At 56.2% G+C, this 1,345-nt stretch carries 1 protein-coding gene; it reads right to left on the bottom strand.

Going from position 1 to position 1,345, the window contains the following annotated elements; all coding sequences use genetic code 11:
• On the bottom strand, positions 1-1,323 hold a 1,323-nt coding region (locus FW760_RS25970), incomplete at its 3' end, for a condensation domain-containing protein (RefSeq protein WP_446444111.1).
• Positions 1,324-1,345: the final 22 nt, after the last annotated feature.

Here is a 1,345-nt window from a genome sequence, read left to right as displayed (position 1 = left end):
TGGGTCAGCGACAATCGCCTGCAGCAGGTTCTGCCAGTGCCGGGCCAGACGCTCGATGGTGGCCGCCTCGAACAGATCGGTGGCATAGGTGAATACCGCTGAGAAGCCTTCGGCGCTTTCAGTTGTATGCAGCATCAGATCGAATTGCGATGTCTGCTTGTCCCAGGCGAGGAACTCTACGTCCAAATTTGGCAGCGCGTTTTGCCTTTGTACGCCACGTGTCTCGCCCTGGTGGCTGAACATGACTTGAAACAACGGATTGTGACTCAGGCTTCGTTCAGGCTGCAGCGCTTCAACCAGCTGTTCGAACGGAAGGTCCTGATGAGCTTGGGCCTGCAAAGTAATGTTTCTAACCTGATCAAGCAGGGTGGCGACGGTGTGCTGACTTTCTATCTCGGTTTTGAGCACCAAGGTATTGACGAAGAAGCCGATCAAGCGCTCGGTTTCCATACGATTTCTGTTGGCAACGGGCACGCCTACACGAATGTCGCGTTGGCCGTTGTATCGATGCAGCAGCATTTGGAACGAGGCCATCAACAGCATGAAGGGCGTGATGCCGCGCTGTTGTGCAAGTTTTTTGAGGCTCAGCGCTAGTGGTTGATCGAGCGTAAGCGCGAGATGGTCCCCACGGAAACTCTGCTCTGGCGGTCTGGCATGGTCTGTCGGCAACGTTATGACGGAATGTTCGCCGCTCAACTGCTTGAGCCAGTAGTGCAGTTGCCGATCCCGTTCTCCGGCCTCCATCCACTCGCGTTGCCACAGCGCATAGTCTGCATACTGAATGGGCAGTACGGGTAGCACAACATCCTGGCCTGCGCTGTATGCGCTGTACAGGCTGATCAGTTCGTCGACCATCACCTGCATCGACCACGCATCGGAAACGATATGATGCTGGGTCATGATCAACACATGGTCATCGGCTGCCAATTGCAGCAGCTTCACCCGTAACAATGGCCCCTGATCCAATGCAAACAGACGGTTGATTTCGACTTCGACAAAGGTGTCTATCTGGTCTTTCTGATTGGTCAGGTCTTCCTGTTCGATCAGCATGGCTGGTTGATGGGTGACTATCTGGTGCAGTTGGTCATCTTTTTGAGTGAAGTGCGTTCGCAGACTTTCATGACGCGCTAGCAACGTGTCGAAGCTACGTTGCAGTGCCTTCAGGTCCAGATGGCCGCGCAGGCGCAGGGCCGCCGGCAGGTGATAGGCACTGCTCTGCGGGTCCAGCTGCCAGAGGAACCACTGGCGCTCCTGGGCGTAGGACAGCGGCAGCGGCACGCCGCGTTCGACCGCAACCAGCGCAGGCTCGTCAATGCGCTTCAATGCATCCAGCGTGGCGACGAAA

The organism is Pseudomonas sp. 1176_21 (assembly GCF_052850635.1).
This window is presented reverse-complemented; position numbering and strand designations above follow the sequence as displayed.